Origin of the sequence: Amazonocrinis nigriterrae CENA67 (assembly GCF_016056305.1) — a bacterium.
GTDB lineage: Bacteria > Cyanobacteriota > Cyanobacteriia > Cyanobacteriales > Nostocaceae > Amazonocrinis > Amazonocrinis nigriterrae.
Window position 1 is genome coordinate 214,520 of the sequence record NZ_JAECZC010000055.1, and the last position, 19,579, is coordinate 234,098.

Annotated in this window: 16 protein-coding genes; 10 read left to right on the top strand and 6 right to left on the bottom strand. The window is 40.8% G+C overall.

Annotated features, from left to right (window positions below; translation table 11 throughout):
- Positions 1–189 precede the first annotated feature (189 nt).
- Positions 190–1,653 carry a signal recognition particle protein gene (ffh, locus tag I8748_RS23295; RefSeq protein ID WP_198126907.1) on the bottom strand — a complete coding sequence of 488 codons (1,464 nt, stop codon included), beginning with the start codon at positions 1,651–1,653 and terminating at the stop codon, positions 190–192.
- Between the two features lie 646 nt (positions 1,654–2,299).
- On the opposite strand from ffh, the gene I8748_RS23300 reads away from it, so the two are divergent.
- On the top strand, positions 2,300–3,199 hold the full coding sequence (locus I8748_RS23300; protein ID WP_198126908.1) for a hypothetical protein: 900 nt from the start codon (positions 2,300–2,302) through the stop codon (positions 3,197–3,199).
- A 60-nt stretch (positions 3,200–3,259) separates the two neighbouring features.
- Here I8748_RS23300 and I8748_RS23305 read toward each other — a convergent pair whose 3' ends face one another.
- Together I8748_RS23305 and I8748_RS23310 are read right to left on the bottom strand one after the other, a co-directional pair.
- A complete protein-coding gene (locus I8748_RS23305; protein WP_198126909.1) occupies positions 3,260–4,741 on the bottom strand; it encodes an FAD-dependent oxidoreductase in 1,482 nt (493 codons plus the stop codon).
- A gap of 459 nt (positions 4,742–5,200) precedes the next feature.
- Entirely contained in the window at positions 5,201–5,935 is a 735-nt protein-coding gene (locus I8748_RS23310; protein ID WP_198126910.1) for a choice-of-anchor K domain-containing protein, read from the bottom strand.
- Between the two features lie 393 nt (positions 5,936–6,328).
- Here I8748_RS23310 and I8748_RS23315 point away from each other — a divergent pair, with 393 nt between their 5' ends.
- A complete protein-coding gene (locus I8748_RS23315; RefSeq protein ID WP_198126911.1) occupies positions 6,329–6,985 on the top strand; it encodes a DsbA family protein in 657 nt (218 codons plus the stop codon).
- A gap of 193 nt (positions 6,986–7,178) precedes the next feature.
- On the opposite strand, the gene I8748_RS23320 is transcribed toward I8748_RS23315, so the two are convergent.
- Complete coding sequence (locus I8748_RS23320; RefSeq protein WP_198126912.1) at positions 7,179–8,561, bottom strand: aminopeptidase P family protein; 1,383 nt, start codon at positions 8,559–8,561, stop codon at positions 7,179–7,181.
- 169 nt (positions 8,562–8,730) lie between these two features.
- Positions 8,731–8,982 (bottom strand): hypothetical protein, encoded by a 252-nt coding sequence (locus tag I8748_RS23325; protein WP_198126913.1) that lies wholly within the window; start codon positions 8,980–8,982, stop codon positions 8,731–8,733.
- A gap of 143 nt (positions 8,983–9,125) precedes the next feature.
- Between I8748_RS23325 and I8748_RS23330 the strand changes: the two genes are divergently transcribed.
- From I8748_RS23330 to I8748_RS23340, 3 genes are all read left to right on the top strand, one after another.
- Complete coding sequence (locus I8748_RS23330) at positions 9,126–9,923, top strand: PhzF family phenazine biosynthesis protein (protein ID WP_198126914.1); 798 nt, start codon at positions 9,126–9,128, stop codon at positions 9,921–9,923.
- A gap of 423 nt (positions 9,924–10,346) precedes the next feature.
- Positions 10,347–12,152: a PmeII family type II restriction endonuclease gene (locus I8748_RS23335; RefSeq protein ID WP_198126915.1), complete on the top strand. Its 1,806-nt coding sequence runs from the start codon at positions 10,347–10,349 to the stop codon at positions 12,150–12,152.
- A 279-nt stretch (positions 12,153–12,431) separates the two neighbouring features.
- On the top strand, positions 12,432–12,881 hold the full coding sequence (locus tag I8748_RS23340) for a DUF4332 domain-containing protein (RefSeq protein WP_198126916.1): 450 nt from the start codon (positions 12,432–12,434) through the stop codon (positions 12,879–12,881).
- A gap of 89 nt (positions 12,882–12,970) precedes the next feature.
- On the opposite strand, the gene I8748_RS23345 is transcribed toward I8748_RS23340, so the two are convergent.
- The gene (locus I8748_RS23345; RefSeq protein ID WP_198126917.1) at positions 12,971–13,585 is read right to left on the bottom strand and encodes a TetR/AcrR family transcriptional regulator; all 615 of its coding nucleotides are present in this window, start codon (positions 13,583–13,585) and stop codon (positions 12,971–12,973) included.
- Between the two features lie 151 nt (positions 13,586–13,736).
- Here I8748_RS23345 and I8748_RS23350 point away from each other — a divergent pair, with 151 nt between their 5' ends.
- The 5 genes from I8748_RS23350 to I8748_RS23370 all read left to right on the top strand — a co-directional run bounded on the left by I8748_RS23350 (position 13,737) and on the right by I8748_RS23370 (position 19,511).
- Positions 13,737–15,368, top strand: a complete 1,632-nt coding sequence (locus I8748_RS23350) for a M16 family metallopeptidase (RefSeq protein ID WP_198126918.1) — start codon at positions 13,737–13,739, stop codon at positions 15,366–15,368.
- Between the two features lie 35 nt (positions 15,369–15,403).
- Entirely contained in the window at positions 15,404–16,900 is a 1,497-nt protein-coding gene (locus tag I8748_RS23355; protein ID WP_198126919.1) for a M16 family metallopeptidase, read from the top strand.
- Positions 16,901–17,531: 631 nt separating this feature from the next.
- Positions 17,532–17,804 (top strand): hypothetical protein, encoded by a 273-nt coding sequence (locus I8748_RS23360; protein ID WP_198126920.1) that lies wholly within the window; start codon positions 17,532–17,534, stop codon positions 17,802–17,804.
- Positions 17,805–18,867: 1,063 nt separating this feature from the next.
- Complete coding sequence (locus I8748_RS23365; RefSeq protein WP_198126921.1) at positions 18,868–19,119, top strand: hypothetical protein; 252 nt, start codon at positions 18,868–18,870, stop codon at positions 19,117–19,119.
- Between the two features lie 140 nt (positions 19,120–19,259).
- Positions 19,260–19,511, top strand: coding sequence for a hypothetical protein (locus I8748_RS23370; RefSeq protein ID WP_198126922.1), 252 nt, complete (start codon positions 19,260–19,262; stop codon positions 19,509–19,511).
- Positions 19,512–19,579 lie beyond the last annotated feature (68 nt).

The following is a 19,579-nucleotide window of genomic DNA, read 5'->3' on the forward strand; positions in this document are numbered from 1 at the left end:
TTTGTAGTGATTCTGAAATGCTAATTTTAGCACTTGACTAGGGTTTGCTGCTATGAGTCAGTTGTTAGTTGTCAGTTGTTAGTTGTTAGTTGTTACTAGCCCTTCGCCTTATCAGTCGTCTGGGTCGGAAAACCTTATCAAAAGGCCTTTCTCACCACTGACCACTGACCACTGACCACTGACTAATGACTAAAGATTGCCAAAACCTTTTTTCTTTTTATCTTTGTTCTTTTTCTTTTTCGCGCCACCAGCACCGCCAGTGTAACCTCGCCATCCTGGGGCTGGACGATTACCACCGCCTGCGAAGGCATTACCCATAGCGCCGCCGCCAAACATTCCTGGCATACCAGGTAAGCCACCTTGACCCATTTGTTGCATGAGCGATCGCATTTTTTGGAAATCAGCTACTAGTTTGCTGACATCGGATTCTTTATAGCCGGAACCAGCAGCTATGCGCCGCCGCCGACTAGGAGAACTCGCCAATAAATCGGGATCATGGCGTTCTTGGCGGGTCATGGAGCTAATCATGGCCTCACAGCGCTTGAGTTGGGTTTCTCCTTGCTTTAGCTGGTCATCTGAGAGTTTGTTCATCCCTGGAATCATCTTGATGATGCCTCCCAGTGATCCCATATTTTTCAGCAGGCGCAATTGCTTGAGAAAGTCGGTGAAGTCGAACTTCGCCGATAAGATTTTCTCTTGCATTTTCTCGGCATCTGCTAAATCAAACTCTTCTTGGGCTTTTTCTACCAAAGTCAAGACATCGCCCATTCCCAAGATTCGGGATGCCATGCGATCGGGATAAAATGGTTGTAATGCCTCGACTTTTTCGCCCACACCCACAAATTTAATGGGCGCTCCCGAAATTTGCCGCACTGATAGGGCTGCACCACCACGGCTATCACCATCCATCTTGGTAAGAATTGCCCCAGTAATTCCTATTTGCTCGTGGAAAGTACGGGTAAGGTTGGCTGCTTCTTGACCAGTCATGGCATCCACCACTAACAGAGTTTCGTGGGGTTGCACTGTTTCTTTGATGCGGGCTAATTCCGCCATCATGTCCTGGTCAATTTGTAGTCGCCCAGCGGTATCAATAATGACCGTGTTCACACCTTCTGCTCGACCACGCTCAACACCTTGACGGGCAATTTCCACTGGATCAGCGTCGCTTCCCAGTTCAAAGACTGGCACATCAATTTGTTTACCTAAACTGATCAGCTGATCGATAGCTGCTGGGCGATACACGTCTGTGGCTACCAACAAACAACTGCGGTCTAATTTACGTAGATGTAAAGCTAATTTGGCAGTAGCAGTGGTTTTACCAGTACCTTGCAAACCAGCCATCAACACAATGGTGGGTTGTTCTTGGGCTTCTGCCAAGGGAACATTTTCTGTTCCCATCACCTGTACCAGTTCATCGTGAACAATTTTGATGAACTGTTGGTCAGGTCGCACGCCAGCCAGGACTTCAGCGCCTTGGGCCTTAACTTCAACCTCGCTGATAAAATCTTTGACGACTTGGAGATTGACATCTGCTTCTAACAGGGCGCGGCGCACTTCCCGCAAAGCATCTTGAATATTGGACTGAGAAATTTTGTCCTGCCCCTGCAGTTTCTTCCAGGCAGCTTCTAAACGGTTAGATAAAGCGTCAAACATAATGTAATAACAGGTAGTTCGCCAATGGGGAAGCCCGAACCGCCGCTGAAAGCGATTCAGAATTTTAACGTGCTATTTACAAGCTTAGTAGTTTTTACTCCGACTTTAGCAACCGAATACCTGCCTTAGCTAGGGCGGTAAGCCGTCCTAGTGTATGTAAATTTTAATTTTTGATATATTTTCGACTTGCTTGGTGCGATCGCTCATGAAAAACTGTGCCTGCATAGGTTGTTGCTGGCAACTTGTCTACTTTTCCCTACTGAGGCTCAAGCTTGTTTTTTCTTCTCATTTCGAGTCTTATACCATTTCAATAAATAAATGATACAAATAATTTCTCCTCTGCCCCCCTGCTCCTCTGCTCCTCTGCTTGCCTAAATGTATCAAATTTAAAGTGAAACGGTATTAGAACTTTTTTCTACCATCTTCAAAAATTCGCAGCCTTGCTGTTGCATATCTACTTGTTGCTGGCAGAGGAACGCTGCTGCCTAAACACGACTTGTACCGACATATTGCAATACACCCGTACAGTGTGGCTAAATATGCAAAAATACATTTTGGGTACAAGTTACTTAGGAAATTTTTCGTAATTCTACCCGATACTCAATTCCTCTTACACTGTCCAATTAACTGGAAATTTTCAAGATATATGAATGTCCTGGTAACAACAAGTAAATCAGTTTTAAAAGTAAACATCCTCACGAAAAAATATTCTTGCTTCCACCAAGGAAAAGGACTTTATTATGGAATAGCTTACTCTCAAAAAAACATATTTATTGCTGCTCGAAATCAGGGCGTTTGTAGCCATGAAGAAAGAGCCAAAGAAAAAGGTGAAATTTTAGTTTTTGATTTTTCCGGTAATTTAATTAATTCATTTTTACCAGAGGAATTTGGTTTAAGAGACTTACATCAAATAATTTACTATAAAGAAATTTTATTTGCAACTTGTAGCTATGAAAATATGATAGCCATCTACAAGGATAATCAATGGTATAAGTGGTATCCTAAACCAGAGATAGTAGATGATTTTAATCATTTTAATTCAATACATATCCATCAAGATAAAATATATATACTTGGGCATAATTGGGATAGAGGCAGTGAAATTTATTCATTTATAAATCCATTTCAATCTATGTTAGGAAAATTGAAACACACTATTCAAAATAGATTCAAAAAATCAGTGCAACTCAAACTAATTGAAAGTGTTAAACTAGGGTTACAGTCTCATAATATATGGATACGAAAAGATGAAATCATAACTTTAAGTTCTAAAGAAGGAAAACTAGTTTCTGTATTGGGTTTGAATTTAGAATTAGGAAAATTTCCTCGAGGACTATGTGTCTTAGATGACTTTATTTTGATAGGTCTTTCAGAGTTAGCTGAGAGAAACGCCAGAGATTTTACTTCTAGTTCTATCCTGGTATTTAATAAAGATTTTGAGCTAATTCATGAGATTGATCTGAAAAATGAAGGCTTAATCCTAGAGATCAGATGTCCAGGGTATTTTGATGAATGTTATCCTTACTATTTAGGTCAACCGATATAATTAGATTTTTTCAATTTCATGATCTTTATTGGACAATCAAAGTGATGCATTCCTCTGGCTTCAATTTACAAATGTGCGGAATGCTAAAACTAAAAATCCACAAATTAAAAGCAGACCAAGTACATACAAAGATTTAGTAGTACGTTGAACCATCACCCACATTTCTTTGTAGGAAAGTTGATTATTCTGGATGAGGAAAAAAGCTGGTGGACTAAATATAAACGGCAATAACTTACTAAGTAAAAGTCGGATCAAAAAGTTAATGTTCCATAGTTTACTACGAAGCGGAGCTTGATTATACTGCCATGGATAACCAATTTGGGCAAGGCGCACTAAGGCTTCAGTATCAGGCAAGCGCAATGACTCGTATAAAGGTAAGGCGTGGTCAAGCTCATCATTACTTTTAGAAAGAGCCTGATTCAAAACACATACATCCTCCAATGCAGAATTGACTCCTTGTCCGATATCTGGAGGAAAACAATGAATTGCATCACCTAAAAGTACTACTCCAGCAGAAGAATTTGTATTTGCTGGCGTTAGCAAAAATTGCAATCCAGAACAGTATTGAGGAATCGGAAAGTAACCGCCTTCACTTAAAGCAAATCGTTCTATTTCTTCAGACGAAAGTATTTGATTGATAGGTAATTGGGGGAAAGCTTTCTCAAAAAAGTTATACACTTCAATACTATTTTTTAATTCCCATACGGCATTGTTTGGTCGTGTAATAATATTGGCAGTGCGAGGTTCGTCTGGATTTTTGATCGGCAGTATACCAAGAGATACAGCTCGCTTGCGTTCTGGAAATGCCCCATGAATAGCATATGCCATATCACACACAGCGTGTTCATTGTCAGTATTATCAAGAGGGAAATTTGGCGGTAGACTTAATACTTTATACCTCAATCCAGAACTAGCTGAGGGAAAATATTTCATTTCAAATTTGTCTGATATCGATTTGTCCCACTCTTTAAGAGTGTTGCGGACAATTGAGTTAACACCATCACAACCAACTAAAAGATCAGCTACAAATTTGCTTACAGTACCTTTCTCATCTTCAGCAACAATTTCTAGCTTTGCTGTTTTGTTAATTTGCACACAGTTTGTATTGAATAATACAGTGATCTGGTCTGACCAATGTCGGACAATCTCTTGGTAGAGCATAGACACAAATGCTCTGCGTGGCATCCAGTAGGCTGTTTTACGGTTAGGATTTATGGTAGGCAATTTTGCTGTTTTACGGCTGCCATCTGGTTTAATTCGCGTTAAATAAAATTCTGTATTAGGAACACCAATTTCTGTTAATTGGTCGGTGATTCCGAGAAAATCAGTGAATTTTTGACCACGACCATCAATTAAATAATTAAACGATTTATCAGGTTCATAATAATCAGCTGCGGCACGTTTTTCCAAAACTGTGATATTTGTCCAACCACGTTTTGCTAGCATTAATGCAGCGGCAAGTCCTGCTGGGCCTCCCCCAACAATCAATACACTTCGTTCAGTATGCTTGATTTCTGATGCCAGGGTTTTTTCAGTAGGCATATCATTATTGGTTTTGGTGTTTGGGATTACTTTCTATTTTATGCAACTAATTATAGGTAATTCGTAGCCAGATGTGTTAGGACAATATTGATTGCTCAAAGCCTTGGAAAAACTAGGTTTTCACTCAGCAACGCCAGTCTGCTCAAGTCGGCTCCCCATGCGCGGCAGTCGCTCATGGGGAGCCACTGCGTTGCGGGGGTTCCCCCCGTTGTAGCAAGTGGCGTGGAGATCCCCAAGACCCTTACGGGTGACGCTCCTGCGTCGCTAACGCTGCCTCACCACGCGGCTGGCTCCTCAGCACTTTGCTATAATTCGTAGATGGTTGTTACCCCTGGTAAAAAAACGAACGCGCAAAGTCTTTGCGCGTTCATAACTTGAAAGGTACTTAACTGATAAAAAACACCCGAATTGAATTCGGGAGAGTGTCAATTTGTAGAACCCTAGATTTTAACTTGTAGTCTATGCTTTTGCTTTTGCCAAAAATCTGAGCTTTTTCTGGAGGAATATGACACCGCCACCAGTGTTCAGTAACATCAAGCCAAGAAGCGAAGAAGGTTCGGGTACTGGCTTGGGAACCGTTGTGATTTGGGCATAGAGACCAGCTGTATCTCTTGCATTTTCCAGAACATTAAATTGGTTAACTATTGTAGTGCCACCATCTTTACTAAAGCCAAGCAATTGCAGAGTGTAGTCTTGCCCACCAAAGTTAAAGCTAGTACTACTAAAGGTACTAGGTGGAAAAACAAAATCTGCATTCTCTTCTGGAGTACCGATGTTATCAGTACTAACAAGATTAAAGTCAAAACTAAAACTCTTATTTAATCCGCCGGGATCTGTAAAAGATAGCAGCACATCTAATGGAACAGAACTAGGGGTTGTTCCTATTACAGTGGTGCCGTTGAAATAGGTTAAATTCCCAACCTGAAATGGTGTGTTAATACCTGCAAAGAAGGAATTACCATCAAAACTCAGAATATTGGGGCCAGTACCGAAGCTATCTGGATCTCCCCAATCGAATGTGTTAGTACCAACACCATGATATACGTAGGGAGAACCCGATGGTGTGGGAGTTCCCCAAGTACCGCTAGAAGTACCAGTAAACGGTGGAGCAGCTTGCACGCTATTTGCTATGGCCAGGGAAGCCACCGTAGTTAATGTAGCCGTTGCTAGCGAAGCAAAGTAATTTTGTTTCATGATTTGCCTTTACTGTTTAAGGGTTATAAAACTCGCACAAAATTGTGTAAAAATTCGTAACGCAACTTAAAAATTCGAGTAAATTAAGATACTCGCTTTGAAGTAATTAAGTATTACTAAACACATACAATATAAAAAATAAAATAATGAAACAAGTAGTTTTAAGGAGAATTAGTTAAAAATATGATGAAGTTATTGTGTTGTTGAGAATTTTTAAGTAACTACATTGTTGGGTATAAATTTTTAAATACAAAATTTATAAATTTTGTTACAAAACGTAGATTTAGCAAAGTGCTTTTCAAAGTCTACTGATTTACCAGAAAGCCAAAAGACAATGGAAAGCGATCGCTCAACTAAACTGTGTGGTAATTTGAGACAGCCATAAAAGCTAACATGTCCCAGCGAATCAAAGTATACTCATACTCCATATACCACTCGGCCAATTCTTACATTGGCATTATTCTTGCTGAAAAATCATTGCAGGGTTTGCCAGTTGATATTGAACGACGACCGATTCATATACCCAAAAAGCGAGGTATCAAAGTAGCCGAGTTACAAGGACGAAGTGAAGGTGCTGTACTGGCTTCGTATCATAAAGAGGATTGTCTGCGCTGGGCAAAGAAATACGGTATTGAGATTCGACTCAAAGAAGTTGAAGAATTTGCTAGGTGGGTAAAGCGCTGGGAGCAAATGAAGTTTGGCCGAGAAGAACTACCTGCTAGAGCATACTATGCGGCTCGTGGCACTGGCAAAGAACATCTTCTTGATGCTGCTTTTTTTCGAGCGACCTATATCGACCTTCTCGATGTCAATGATGAGTCTGTGATTAGAAAAGTTGCTAATGAAGTTGGGCTGAATGGCGACCAAATTCTTGAGTTAGCATACGGCGAAGCAGCTAGACAAGCAGCTGTAGCAGCACTAGAAGAATACGAGCGATTTCGTTGTCCCGGAGTACCAACTTGGGTAGTTGAAGGTGAGAGGTTTTGGGGTAAGGATCGTGTCGATTGGCTCACTGAGAAAGTCAAACAACTAATAAATTGTGATGACTGATTACTGTAATCGTTCAGCAGTCAAAAAACCTGATTAGTGAATATGTGTTTTAGCTGAATTCGTAATTCATAATTGGAAATGTTAATTACGAATTACCCTTCGGGTGACGCTCGCAAGCTCGCTACCGCTACGCTAACGGAAGTTCGGACTCGACGGGAACCGCCAAGACTCCGACTTCCTCACGAATTACGAATTACGAATTAGTAAGAGTTTCTACAGTATCAGCATCATTTGGTAATGCGGCTGTGAGGACTTCACTACCTGTAGTTGTAACTAAAACATCATCTTCAATGCGGATTCCTCGCACATCACTAAATTGAGATAAGCGTTCCCAATTCACGATATTCTCATATTTTGCACGCAGATTCACATCATTTAAAATTGCTGGAACTTGATAAAAACCTGGTTCAATTGTGACTAACATTCCTGGACGCAAAGGACGATTTAAACGCAGGTAGCTTAAGCCAAAGCGATCGCTTCTTTGCCGCCCTTCTTCATACCCTGCTAAATCCCCTACATCTTCCATGTCATGGACATCTAAACCGAGTAAATGCCCAATACCGTGGGGGAAAAACAGTGCATGAGCGTCCATTTCTACTAAATCTTCAGCATTTCCTTGAAAAATGCCTAAATCTACTAAACCTTGGGCTATGACTGTAGCAGCTAGTAGATGAATATCGCCATACTCTACACCAGGACGTATCTTGGCAATGCAAGCATCATGAGCTGCTAGCACAAGATTGTAAATTTCTTTTTGAGTGGGCGAAAACTTACCAGACACAGGCCAAGTACGAGTAACATCACCTGCCCATCCAGTCTCAGTTTCAGCACCAACATCAGCAAGCAGTAAGTCTCCTGGTTGCAGGCGGTGATGATACTGCTCGTTATGCAAGACTTCGCCGTGAACGGTGACAATACTGTTATAGGAAGTGGTCATATTATGGGCGATGATCACTCCTTCCATAGCCGCACGCACTTCTGCTTCTAGTTTTGCTTGAGGTGTCGCCGCCATACCAGCTTTGTGTGCTGCAACAGTCACAGCCGCAGCCTTTCGCAACTCAGTTAATGCCCCTTCGTCATGGGTAAGGCGCAGAGAAACAATTGCCTTGGCTAATTCTAAGTCAATTCCTTGGGGCGGATTTTGTGGTAAAACCCATCTATTCAATAGCTGCGATTGTTGCGTCCAGGTAGCAGCATCCTGTACAGCAATTGTGGCTGCGTCTTCTACCGAAAACTCTAATTCTGACATTGGTTTTGTAGCATCTGCGCCAATTGTCTGGGCGATCTCGTCTCGGTTGGGCATTTCCCCATGCCAAAGGGCACTACTAGGTTTAGGATCATCCATGAATAGTTCTAACTTGCCCGCTTCTAGGCGAATTGCCACATTTGGCAGCTGTAGCCCTGCAAAATAAAGGAAATGACTGCTAGGACGAAATGGAAAGAGATTAGCTGGAAAATTGCGCGGACTGCTGCCACCTGACCACAGAATTGCTGGAAAATCAATCAGGTTGGCTAGTCGTTGCCGTCTATGGCTGAGGGTATTAGCCAGTGAACTATCTATGTTGGAGATAACCATAAGTGTAAATTAGAACAAAAAATAAAGCTTTTAAGCTTGAGTACATCTAAACTGCATAATCGTGTAAGCCTTCACTTAAGCAAGGTACGCGTCTCAGCCACCAAAACATAAGGTCATGAATCGATGACTGTCATCTGTTATCAGTGATCATTTATCAGTCAACTTTTATTTAATCTTTATCCTCATTGTCTTTATCATTGTCGCGATCATCGTGTTTTTCATTATCATTGTTTTGCTGTTTAGGCTGATTGGGCTGTTGAGTGGGTGTCAAGGTGGGTTTTGGTTGCTCAATTGGAAGCGATCGCTGCTGTGGTTCGTTTCCAGCGCAACTGGCTAATCCTGAGACAATCATGGCTAAGTTGACAGCAGCAAAGATGCTCCTGATGATTTTGACCCTCCAGTTTTTGTTTGTGTTTAACATTGACTCTCGCTTTTGGAGATAATATTTCTAATCTCTAAAGTACCGTGTAAATCCTCTAGCTTGCCTGGCGGCGATCGCAATTAAAGATCTAAATCTCTAACGCACTGCTGATATGATATTAAGCTACATTCCAGGGTGGATCTATGGGACAAATCATTACTCAGGTTGATGCTTTCACTAATACACCCTTTGCAGGGAATCCTGCTGCTGTGTGTGTTTTGTCTGCTCCTCAAGATGATGTTTGGATGCAAAACGTGGCACAGGAAATGAATCTATCTGAGACAGCTTTTCTAGTCAGACAGGACGATGGCTTTAATCTGCGTTGGTTTACACCGACTGTAGAAGTACCGCTCTGTGGTCATGCTACCTTAGCTAGTGCCCATGTGCTATGGTCAGAGGCGCATCTTTTACCTGATGAAATTGCGCGTTTTCATACCAAAAGTGGAGTACTGATTGCTAAACGCCAAGGTGCTTGGATTGAGTTAGATTTTCCCGTCAATCACTCCCAAGCAACAGTCGCGCCTCCAGAACTCAGCCAAGCTTTAGGTATACCTTACAAAGCAGTTTTCGAGAATTCCCTGGGTTATTTGGTAGAGGTCGAGTCTGAAGATTTGGTACGGCAAATGCAGCCCAATTTTCAACAGATAAAAAAATTACCTATAGCTAACGTGCTTGTAACTAGCACAACCAATGATGATTCAACTTATGACTTCGTTTCTCGCTTCTTTGCACCAGGATTAGGTATTAATGAAGACCCAGTAACAGGAGCTGCCCATTGTTGCCTTGCTTCCTTCTGGCGCGATCGCTTAGGTAAAGATGAGTTCCTAGCTTATCAAGCATCTAGCCGTGGTGGAGTAGTCAAGGTACGTTATTCTGGAGGCGATCGCGTCTATCTCGCCGGACAAGCCGTTACTGTACTGCGAGGAGAATTAATCTTATAATTAGTCCTTTTAAGGTGGGTAAAAATTCTCGAAAATCAATATTTTGGGGAGACGCGATCGCATTTTCAAGTAATGGTCATCGTCAAGATTTGATCTATATGGTTTCTTGGCTAAAAGCCTCTTGATGATCAGCTATCAGCCTGATAAATTTAGCTGTGATTTTGATCAAAGTAGCTAATAGAAAAATCTACTAATTCTTTCTTTATTTCATGAACCGTATTTCTAATCTTTAAAAACTGCTTAAGTCCATCTAACAGTTGTTGATTTGAACTACAATTAACTTTAAATTAACTAATAAATATAATACCTTGATTTTTGCAGAACTATATAGCGTTTATAGACCTTTTAAGGTAAACTAGAACGCCGCATACTTGTCTTTATTATATTTTAGCTAAACAAAATTTCAGTCTAAAAGGTTCGGCTATGGTAGAAGCAGCACTCAATATTACTTTGGGATCTGAGGAAATTCTGATTCAGGAGTTGGAGTTAATAGACCAAGATAACCCGCAAACTTGGAAGAATAAACTTATTCTAGGTGATTGTTTAGACGCATTACAAAAGCTGCCTTCTGCAAGTGTTGATTTAATTGTAACCTCGCCTCCATATGCTGATAGTCGAAAAAAAACTTATGGAGGGATTTCTCCAGATGAATATACAGATTGGTTCCTGATAAGAGCTTTAGAACTCAAAAGAGTTCTAAAACCAGAAGGTTCTTTCATTCTTAATATTAAAGAGAAAGTTGTTGATGGAGAAAGACATCTATATGTATTGAATTTAATTTTAGGAATGCAAAAACAAGGATGGTTATGGACTGAAGAATATATATGGCATAAGAAAAATAGTTATCCTGGCAAGTGGTCTAATCGCTTCCGTGACTCCTGGGAGCGTTGTTTGCACTTTAACAAGCAAAGGAAATTTAAGATGTATCAGGAATCTGTCATGGTTCCTATGGGAGATTGGGCAAAGTCGCGTCTCAAAAATCTGAGTGAAACTGATAGAAGGCGCGATACTTCTAAAGTCGAAAGCGGGTTTGGCAAGAATATATCTAATTGGTTGGAGCGTAAAATGGCTTATCCAACCAATGTTTTACATTTAGCAACTGAATGTGGGAATAAAAAACATAGTGCAGCTTTTCCTAAAACTCTTCCTTCATGGTTTATCAAGCTATTCACTGAATTAGATGATGTCGTTCTTGATCCATTTGTCGGCTCAGGAACATCTTGTGTAGCTGCTAAAGAACTAGGTAGAAATTATATAGGAATTGAAATGAAAAGAGAATATTGTGAACTTGCGGAACTGAATATTAAAACAGCAGTTTCCAATACTCAGCTTGTGAAAAATAGTAACCAATACGATGAGGAATTAAATGTGGTTGATTCAGATTATGAAATTTATCATGACTATTTGATTCAGTATGTCCTTACCCCTTTCTATGATAAGAGATTTGAGAAGTTGAGTAAGTTAAAACTCAAAGACGTTTTGAAGCGTAAAAACCCTTATTTATTTAAGGCAAAAAATATTGAACGTGCCCAAGATTTTGTTGATAGCATAATTACTGCATTCCTTTCATCACAAGAAGAAACCATTTTTGGAAATTTGTTAGAGGGCTTTGCAATACATATATCTGAAACTCTGTACGGTGGTTTTAAGTCAAAGCTCAACAGTATTGATCTAGAGTTTAAACGGAATGAAACTTATTATATTGTCAGTATTAAATCTGGTACTAATTGGGGTAATTCTGACCAAATTAGCAAGATGAAAGATAATTTTAAGAAAGCCAAACAGTTTTTGAGAGAACAAGGCATCACTACTGACATCATTGCTGTGAATGGTTGTATGTATGGCAAGGATAGTAATCCTTATAAGGAGGATGTAGATTCTGATAAAACATACTTTAAATACGCCGGTCAAGAGTTCTGGGAATTTATCTCAGGAGATACCAACCTTTACCAAGAGATGATTATTCCTATCGGAGAAGAAGCAAAGAAAAAGGATGAAATTTTTAAATCTACTCTTGATGCAAAAGTTAATGAAATGACTTTTGAATTTATGCAGTATTTTACTAGGAACGGTCGTATTGATTGGATTAAGCTTGTTGATTATGTATCTAAAAAAGGTGATGTCAAATTAGAAGCCGTATATGAACAGATGGCATTGGAACTAGAACAGAGAGATTCAGATTTAGAAGAAACTCTGGATTTGGCAGATGCACTAGATTTTGAGGAGTAGAAGAGGATGCTCTTGAGTATGAGTCTATCAAGTGAAGTTATATCTACAATATAGAGAGCATTTTAGAGATGGCAAGCAGGGGGAACAGGTGAGGTAAGGCAGAAAGAGAAGTGATTTGTATGACTAATTTTGTGAAATTATACAAGTCCTAAATAATTCTAGTAATTAGCGATCGCCTGCTTTGCAAGTCAGGATGCTGTCTTGCCTTCACTGAAAACAGCAAATAATTTTTATAAGTCACAATATTATAAGTAAACTTATTATGTTTAAGTTTTAGAAATGGCTGCTAAACCTACAAAGAATAGAAGTGCGATCGCATCTTGTGACTGGCCGATTGAGCAATTACCTGGATTAAGTCAGGAAGAACAATCTCAACTCCAAAATTGTGGTATTTCAACCACAAGGATGCTATTGAAGCAAGGGAATAGCCCAGCGGCTAGACTAGCCTTAGCTAATAAATTACAAGTTCATCTGCAATATGTAAACAAATGGTTAGCTTTAGCTGATTTAGCACGTGTTCCCAGGGTAGGCACACAATACTGCGGTTTATTACTCCATGCAGGTATTGGTTCTGTAGCACAGTTAGCTGAGGTTCCCACTCACAGATTACATCAGCAAATTATGCGCTTACAGGTAGCGACAATGCAGCGACGAGATTTGTGTCCAGCGATTGAACTAGTGCAACAGTGGAGTCAAGAAGCAAAAATAGTGCTGAGTGCTGAGTGCTGAGTGCTGAGAAGATAGTGCTGAGTGCTGAGTGCTGAGTTATTAATTATCAACTCCTAACTCCTAACTCCCAACTCCTAACTCCTAACTCCTCACTCTTTGGCTAGGACGCCATTGAGGAAAATATCAGCAAGTCCTTCAGCCATGTGTTGCATTTGTTCGGGGGAGGCGTCGGGTTCCATAAGGGTGTTGTTAGAAAAACCTGCGATCGCAAACATTCCTAAGAAAACTTTTGCCACAAGTTTAGCATCTGCTTGGCGATAGATACCTTTATCCATCGCAGTTTGAAAAAATGCTTCAGCAACATCAGTCATTTTGTCAATGACTTCCATCTGAATGCGATCGCGTAAGTCTGGGTGAAATTGTACCTCCATAAAACAAACTCGCATCAAATCGACATTTTTGTGAAAATTCCACATCCGGCGGCGCATCACTTGGGCTACAGCTTTATAGCTGCCCATTTCACTCAATTCTGTGAGTAAATCTGTCAAAATATCTACCCAGCCGCTGGTTGCTACTTCAACCAAAATTGCCTTTTTGTTGGGAAAATGGCGAAACAGGGTGCCCTCAGCCACACCTGCTGCTTGTGCTAAGTCACGGGTGGTAGTGCCATCAAATCCTTGGGAGGCAAACAAACGTTGTGCTGCTTGTAAAATGCGGGTACGCGTTTGAGCCTCTGAGGGTGGGGGAGAATTAAAAACTCGCATAACAGTTATTGTAAAAGCTGCGGAACACGACTTGTAGCATTATTGTCTAACGGTAAGTAAAAAAAGCACCGAAAGCTTAATACAAGATTAAGACCCTGTTTGCCAAGTCGTTTATTTCTCAGGTAGTCTAACTTTACTTCAATTGTCGCTTATGAATCAGCCCACCCGTCTAATTTTGCATTACTCAAGTAAAGTTTACATTTCATTGCATCGTCTATTTGTGACTTTCTTGGCGCTGACCATACTCTGCTGGGGAATAAATCCAGAGGTTACTTTAGCACAAACTCAAACTGCACCTCCTCCCCAAAGAGTGCTACAACCGAGCAAAAGCCAAACTCCACCAGCACCAAGTTCGATTCAACCCTATTTGGATCGGGTGATTAAGGAGTTGACAGAGTTTCGCCTCGACAATGGCATGAAGTTCATTGTCTTAGAACGGCATCAAGCACCAGTAGTTTCTTTTGTTACCTATGCTGATGTAGGTGGTGTAGATGAGCCTGATGGTAAAACAGGTGTAGCACACTTTCTAGAGCATTTAGCCTTCAAAGGTACAACACGCATCGGTACAAAAGACTACAAAGCGGAAAAACCTCTACTAGAACGATTGGAAAGGTTAGATACTCAAATTCAAGCAGCGAAAGCCAATGGCAAACAAGATGAAGTTGCCCGCTTACAAACTGAGTTTAAGCAGGTAGAAGCCCAAGCTGCTAAGTTAGTCAAGCAAAATGAAATCGGGCAAATTGTTGAACAAGCAGGAGGTGTAGGTTTAAATGCCACTACTACTTCAGAAGCCACTCGTTATTTTTACAGCTTTCCTGCCAACAAGGTAGAACTTTGGATGTCCCTGGAATCAGACCGATTTCTTAACCCTGTGTTTCGGGAATTTTATAAAGAAAAAGATGTGATTTTAGAAGAGCGACGTATGCGGGTGGAAAATTCACCCATCGGGCTGATGCTGGAAAAGTTTATCGATGCTGCTTACAAAGTTCATCCTTACAGGCGTCCGGTAATTGGTTATGACCAAGATATCCGTAATCTTGAACCAAAAGATGTGCAAAAGTTTTTTGATAGTTATTATGTACCGAGTAATTTAGCGATCGCTATTGTCGGAGATGTCAATCCGGCTGAAGTGAAAAAGCTGGCACAAATCTATTTTGGACGCTTTCGAGCGAAAACAAAAGCTGTTGAGCAATTACCGGTGGAACCGGCACAAAAACAAACCAGGGAAGTGACTCTAGAATTACCTTCTCAACCGTGGTATTTAGAAGGTTATCATCGTCCAGCAGTAACTCATCCTGATAATGCAGTTTACGAAATTATTGGCAGTTTATTGAGTGATGGGCGCACATCACGATTGTATAAGTCTTTGGTAGAACAACAGCGCTTGGCGCTAAATGCTCAAGGTTTGAGTGGATTTCCAGGGGATAAATATCCAAACCTGATGCTATTCTATGCTCTCACGGCTCCTGGTCACACAGTCGATGAGTTGGCGGTGGCTTTGCGAAAGGAAATTGATTCTTTGAAAAATCAGCCTGTGGCAGCAAGTGAATTACAACGAGTAAAAACCCAAGCACGGGCGAGTTTGTTACGCACCCTTGATTCCAATATGGGAATGGCTCAACAGTTGTTGGAATATGAGGTGAAAACTGGTTCTTGGCGGAATTTGTTTAAGCAATTGGATGAAATTGCCGCGGTAACGCCTGCTGATGTTCAAAGAGTGGCTAAGGCAACTTTTACGCCAGAGAATCGCACCATTGGTAAGCTGTTGTCGAAACAGGGATGAGAAATGAACCGCAGAGGACGCAGAGGAACAGAGATATGCAGAGGTACAAGGTGAAGGGTAAAAGACTAAATGGTAAGAGGTTTGTTTTTGGTTTGATGGTGGCTTTGGCTTTTGTAGTTTCAAGTTTTAATTTTTCTCTGGCGGCGACGGCACAGGCTAAGGAATATACAGAGTTGCAGTTTGCACCGCTAGCGGAGATTAAGCTACCTAAGTATGAGCGGTTCGTGTTGCAAAATGGTTTAGTTGTGTATTTGATGGAGGATCACGAACTGCCGTTGGTAAGTGGTACAGCGTTGGTGCGTACTGGTAGTCGTTGGGAACCAGCCCAAAAGGTAGGGTTGGCTGGTTTTACAGGCACGGTAATGCGGACTGGGGGAACCAAGAAGCATTCGCCTGATGAGCTAAATGAGATATTGGAACAACGGGCTGCTGCTGTGGAAACTAGTATTAGCGAAGCTGCGGGTAATGCCAGTTTTGAAGCACTCAGTGAAGATTTAGAAACGGTGTTTGGGCTGTTTACTGAGGTGCTGCGAGAACCAGTGTTTGCTACTGAAAAGTTAGATTTAGCTAAGACACAGGCTAGAGGTGGTATTGCCCGGCGCAATGATGATCCAGATAATATTGCCAGTCGAGAATTTCGCAAATTAATTTATGGTAAAGATAGCCCGTATGCTCGCACGATTGAGTATGCAACACTTGAGCGGATTGAGCGCGAGGATTTGGTGAAGTTTTACCAGCAGTATTTTCACCCTAATAATATGATATTGGGGATTGTAGGTGATTTTGACCCAAAGAAAATGCGATCGCTTATCCAAGCTAAGTTAGGCGACTGGCAGCGTAACCCCAAAATCACTAATCCCCAGTTGCCAGAGGTGCCGCCAGCAAATGCAACTGGCGTATTTGTGGTAAATCAGCCGCAACTGACCCAAAGTAGCGTTCTCATCGGGCATTTAGGCGGACGCTTCGACAATCCAGATTATCCAGCGTTGGATGTGTTGAATCGGGTGTTAAATGGGTTTGGTGGGCGGTTATTTAATGAAGTGCGATCGCGTCAAGGTTTAGCTTACTCTGTATATGGTCTATGGAGTCCCCGCTTCGACTACCCTGGCATCTTCATTGCTGGTGGGCAAACCCGCTCTGATGCTACAGTACAGTTTGTCAAAGCTTTACAAGCTGAAATTAAGCGTATCCAAAATCAAACAGTCACCGCCAAAGAACTAGCTTTTGCTAAGGAATCTACACTCAACTCTTTTGTATTCAACTTTCAAAACCCCAGCCAAACCTTATCACGGCTGATGCGATACGAATATTACGGCTATCCGGCTGATTTTCTGTTTCGCTATCAAAAAGCCGTAGTAGCAACAACAGCGGCTGATATCCAACGAGTAGCAAAGCAATACCTCAAGCCAGAAAATATTGTGACTTTGGTAGTGGGCAATCAAACTGCCATTCAACCACCTCTAACACAGCTAGCGGCAAAAGTAACGCCCATAGATGTGACAATTCCCTCGCCACCCCAAGCTCAGAATTAGCGGGTATGTTCATATCTTGTACCTGACCCTGAGTACGCCTTGAACTTAAGTTTAAAGCTTATAGCTAAAGTCCGTTTTAACGGACTGAAATTGATGTTTAGTCAGCTTAAGCTTACTTCAGCTTTGAGCCTGTGAAATTTATTTCTCGGCGGTAAATTGGGCAGGTGCAAGATTTGAGCCTCTTACTAGCGCGACTACGCGCCAGCAAAATATAAAAGAAACACTTTCTTCCCCTACTCCCCACTCCCTAAGATAAGTCGGTGAGAAAAAACCTAACTATGTTACGAAAGATTAACTAAGTTAAAAGCCTCTTCCCTCCTGCCTTCTGCCTCCTGCCTCCTGCCTTATCTTGACGATAAATATTCACGACGACCTACTTACTCCCTACTCCCTGTGTTTCTTGAGAGATCAGTTCTAATGTAGGGACAACACCAAAGCCAAGAACTTAATTAATATAAAATCATAACTTTACTAGACACAAATACTTGATTTTTGTCTATAAAGTTAATTTAAAAACATTGACTTTATAAGATGAAAGAGCAAAATAATATAAGAGAACTAATTTGAATTTGAAGAATCAAATTATCTTAGTTTTGTTACTTAATATCATTGTATTTATGGAGGTGAGTAAATGGTTAGGATAAAAATTTGTGATCTGCATTCTCATGTAGATGAATCACTTCTCAATGAAATAACCCATAGAGAAATAAAAGCCGTAGAAGGTGGTGTAGTAGGAAGACAATATCCTTATCCTGATACGTTTTACGGAAATGATATACCCAATACAGACAATACAGACAATAAAACCAGCAATGATACATCAGTTGCAAGCACGCTACGACAAGTAAATGGTCTTGTTGATAACTTGAGGCTTGAATTGGATAAAATATTTGGTAGGTTGTAGTAAGAATAAATGTTTCACTGAGTGGATGTTCTTGGCTTAAGTTTTCTCCTTATTATCTATCGTGCGTTGTAATTCGATTTTCAAAGGAAATTAGAACGCACAATTTTTTATGCAAATTATTAACATCATAAATTTTTTATACTAATTCCTAATTAAAATAGACATAGATAACCGCAATTTTAATCGTTAACTACTCCAGTGCAAGACCTTGACAGGGTGTCCGCCCACAACAAGGGCATGAAAATCTGCTTTATTTACTCAACTCTCCTAACTCAATGTGAGTTCGACAGATTTAAAAGACCCCTCTCCAAACCTCTCCCCTGAAAGGAGGAGCCACTGCGTTGGGCGGCTTTGCCGACTTGAAGCATGTGGCGTCAGAGGCTTAAAAAGCTTGATTTTTCGTTTTTTACCAAAGATGTTAAAGCCCCTCTTTGCGTCGGAGAGGGGTTGGGGAGAGGTTCATCGAACTCACGTTAACTCATACCATTTCCATATGAAGATGCACAGAAAGAACCCTACCGCTTGGGGCATCTCCTTTGTTAAGTGGAAGTTGGGAGGGGTCAACAATGGGGTGTGGCCCCACCCCCGTTGCGCTCGTGGGAAGAAAGCGTTGAACGGAAGCTCAAACTCCGATCAACGCTCTTGCGTCTTGAAAAGACGTAGCTCTGTCCCAGGAGGTTGTTGGGGCTGTCTTTTCCCTACACCACACACCCCACACCCTACACCCCACCCCAACGGGGCTTGGTCAAAATAATATGCAGCTTCATAGAGAATTGGTATCAGCACTTTCAAGACATATATGAGCATCCTGCAACGGAGAAAGTAAAACTTGCTCATTCACAAGTCAAAAAAAGTCAAAAATATTAAATATTCCAGCTACTAACCAAAGCCAAAATAATATTAAAACTAGACGGAACTCATCTACATATGTCTTTTTCAGCAGCTAAATACCATTGACTTTTCACAATTGCCTAAATAAAAATTGCAATAGCAGTTAAGCAAAACGTAGCTTAATCGCTAGCTAAACCAATTGAATTGAAAGCAATTTTTTTAGGAGAAAATCATGGCAAATATCACTCTTTCTGAACTACATATTGCTGGTTCAGAATTGTTCCAAGATTCCGAAAGTTTTCTTAATGAACTGAACAATGTAGAATCTATTTCTGGCGGTAGCTACGGTACTGGTGTCAGCGATGCTTCAACATTAACCAAGCTAGCTGAAGCATTTGTCGATGTATATGGCATTGGTCACATTGCCTTTTTAGCTAAGTCATTTAGCAGCAACGGTTACGGTGGTTATACCGGTAAATATTAATAGCTGAAGATTTAACTAATCAGCTAGATGGCTCTTTTGGGATTCAAGCAAAAAATCCCAAAGAGTCAGATTCACCAGAATACCGACTAATTAACCCCTAGATTTCACTTAATTCAAAGCAAGTTGTTTCGGAGGAAATCATGGCAAATATTACTCTTACTGAATTAAATATTGCTGGTTCCGAATTGTTCCAAGATTCTGAAAGCTTTCTTAATGAACTGAACAATGTAGAATCTATTTCTGGCGGTAGCTACGGTACTGGTGTCAGTGACTTTTCAACATTAACCAAGCTAGCTGAAGCATTTGTCGATGTATATGGCATTGGTCACATTGCCTTTTTAGCTAAGTCATTTAGCAGCAACGGTTACGGTGGTTATACCGGTAAATACTAATAGCTGAAGATTTAACTAATCAGCTAAATGGCTCTTTTGGGATTCAAGCAAAAAATCCCAAAGAGTCA